The sequence below is a fragment of the Bradyrhizobium algeriense genome, assembly GCF_003062295.1.
GTDB classification, from domain to species: domain Bacteria; phylum Pseudomonadota; class Alphaproteobacteria; order Rhizobiales; family Xanthobacteraceae; genus Bradyrhizobium; species Bradyrhizobium algeriense.
Genome location: NZ_PYCN01000110.1, coordinates 1 through 2,732, shown reverse-complemented (window position 1 = coordinate 2,732; position 2,732 = coordinate 1). Strand labels below are relative to the sequence as shown.

General features: G+C 66.0%; 1 protein-coding gene. It reads left to right on the top strand.

The window, feature by feature from the left end:
• The coding region (locus tag C7G61_RS42420) for a non-ribosomal peptide synthetase (protein ID WP_145963821.1) at positions 1-2,732 on the top strand (2,732 nt) is incomplete at both ends.

The following is a 2,732-nucleotide window of genomic DNA, read 5'->3' as shown; positions in this document are numbered from 1 at the left end:
GACGGCGCTGGCAGAGATCTGGGCGGAGCTTCTCGGGGTCGAGCGGGTCGGACGCCACGACCACTTCTTCGAACTCGGCGGCCACTCGCTCCTGGCGGTGCAGCTCTTGAGCCGGCTGTCGCAGGCTGTTGGCGTCGCGCTGCCGCTGACGGGGCTGTTTGCCAAACCGGTGCTGGCGGAGCTGGCGGCAAGCATCGTGGAGGTGTTGAGCCGCTCCGGTCCGCAAGAGCTGCCGGCGATTGCGGCCGTGTCGCGTCATGAGCCGCTGGTGCTGTCGTTTGCGCAGCAGCGGCTGTGGTTTTTGGCGCAGCTGGACGAGAGCAGCACGACCTACCACATTCCGCTGGCGTGGCGGCTGCGTGGGGCGCTCGACCGCAGCGCCTGGCAGCGCAGCCTTGACCGTTTGTTTGCCCGTCACGAGGCGCTGCGCAGTGTCTTTGTCGCACCGGAGGGCAAGCCCCGGGTTGAGGTTCTGCCGGCGGATGCGGGGCTGCCGGTGCTCGAGCACGATCTGCGGGGCCGGCCGGATGCTGAGGCGGCGCTTCTGGAGCTGTGCCATGAAGAGGCAGGCACGCCGTTCGATCTTGCGCGCGGGCCGCTGATCCGCGGGCGTCTGATCCGGATGTCGGATGAGGAACACGTCTTCCTGCTGACCCAGCATCACATCGTCTCGGACGGCTGGTCGCTGGGCGTGCTGGTGCGTGAACTCAGTCAGCTTTACCGGGCGTTTGAGGCTGGACAGGACGATCCTTTGCCGCCGCTGGCAATCCAATATCCGGATTATGCCGCCTGGCAACGGCAGTGGCTGTCGGGGGAACGGCTGCAGAAGCAGGGGCAGTATTGGCGCGACACCCTGTCCGGTGCTCCGGCCCGTCTGGCGCTGCCGACGGACCGGCCGCGGCCGGCCCAGCCGTCGTTTGCCGGGGCCAGTGTTCCGATCGTCATCGATGCGGATCTGACGCGGGGGCTGAAGCGGCTGAGCCGGCAGCATGGCACGACGTTGTTCATGACGGTGCTGGCGGGCTGGGCGGCGGTGCTGTCGCGTCTGTCGGGGCAGGACGACCTTGTGATCGGCGTGCCGAGCGCCAATCGCGGCCGGCGCGAGATCGAAGGGTTGATCGGCTTCTTCGTCAACACCCTGGCGCTTCGGCTGGAGCTGTCGGGCGAGCCGAGCGTGTCGCAGCTTCTGGAACGGACGCGGCGCACGGCGCTGGCTGCGCAGGAGCATCAGGACCTGCCGTTCGAGCAGGTAGTCGAGATCGTGCAGCCGCCACGGCATCTCGATCAGACGCCGCTGTTCCAGGTGATGTTGGCCTGGCAGAACAACGCCGTCGGGTCGTTCGACCTTGCCGGGCTGAGCGTGGAGGCTGCCGGGGAAGGGCTCGATCAGGTCAAGTTCGATCTGGAGCTGAGCCTTCATGAGCAGGGCGAGGAGATCGCCGGGGCGTTCGGTTATGCCACGGCGCTGTTCGATCAGGCGACGATCGAGCGGCAGCGTGGTTATCTGCTGGCGCTGCTGCGGGCGATGGCTGCCGATGCGGGGCAGCCGGTCGGCCGCATCGACATCCTGCCGGCCGACGAACGCAGCTATCTGCTGGAGGAGTTGAACCGGACGGCGGCGGCCTATCCGTCGGAGCGGTGCATCCATGAACTGTTCGAGCAACAGGTCCGGCGCGCACCCGAAGCGGTCGCCCTCGTCCATGAGGACGAGCGCCTGAGCTATGGCGAGCTCAATGCGCGGGCCAACCGGCTGGCGCATCATCTGATCGCGCTCGGGGTCAGGCCGGATCAGCCGGTGGCGATCTGCCTGGAGCGCAGCCCCGCGATGGTGGTGGGGCTCTTGGCGATCCTGAAGGCGGGCGGCGCCTATCTGCCGCTGGATCCGGCCTATCCGTCTCAGCGGCTGCGGCAGGTGCTGGGCGATGCCGCGCCGCAGCTGCTGCTTTGTGATGCGGCCGGCCGCGCCGCGCTCGGCACCGAGGCGCTCGCCGATGTGACGGCGCTCGATCTGGATACGGCCACCCCGCCCTGGGCCGCGCTGCCTGTCTCTGATCCCGAGCCGCGCGCCCTCGGCCTCACCTCGCGCCATCTCGCCTACATCATCTACACCTCAGGCTCAACCGGAACCCCAAAGGGCGTCATGGTCGAGCATCGCGGACTGGTGAACTATTTGCATTGGTCGGATCGCCGCCATTGCGAACGAGCTGGGAACGGCTCGCTGATGCTGCTGTCGTTTAGCTTTGACGGCAGCATTACGACCTTGTTTGGGCCTTTGCTGGCCGGTACCAAGCTCCGCATTCTAAACCAGACTGTCCCAATAGATTGGCTTGCTGCTGTCGAGGATGGCCAGACCTATGATCTGATCAAGCTGACGCCTTCGCATCTAAGCATGCTGAACAAACGGCTCGAAGCCAACAAAGGATCGGCTCCGACAAGAGTGCTCATGGTTGGGGGCGAGGCCTTAATTCCGGCAGACATGCAGTTTTGGCAAGAGCGTTTTCCGAGCGTGCGTCTGATCAATCATTTTGGTCCGACGGAAGCAACGGTTGGATGTGCCACATTCGAGATATCCGAATCCGTCGAGGGGCTGGCCTCGATCCCGATCGGCCGTCCGATTGCCAACACGCGTGTGTATCTGCTGGACGGCCATGGCGCGCCTGTGCCGTTGGGGGCGGTGGGTGAGCTTTACATAGGCGGGGCGGGGGTTGCGCGTGGCTATCTGAACCGTGCCG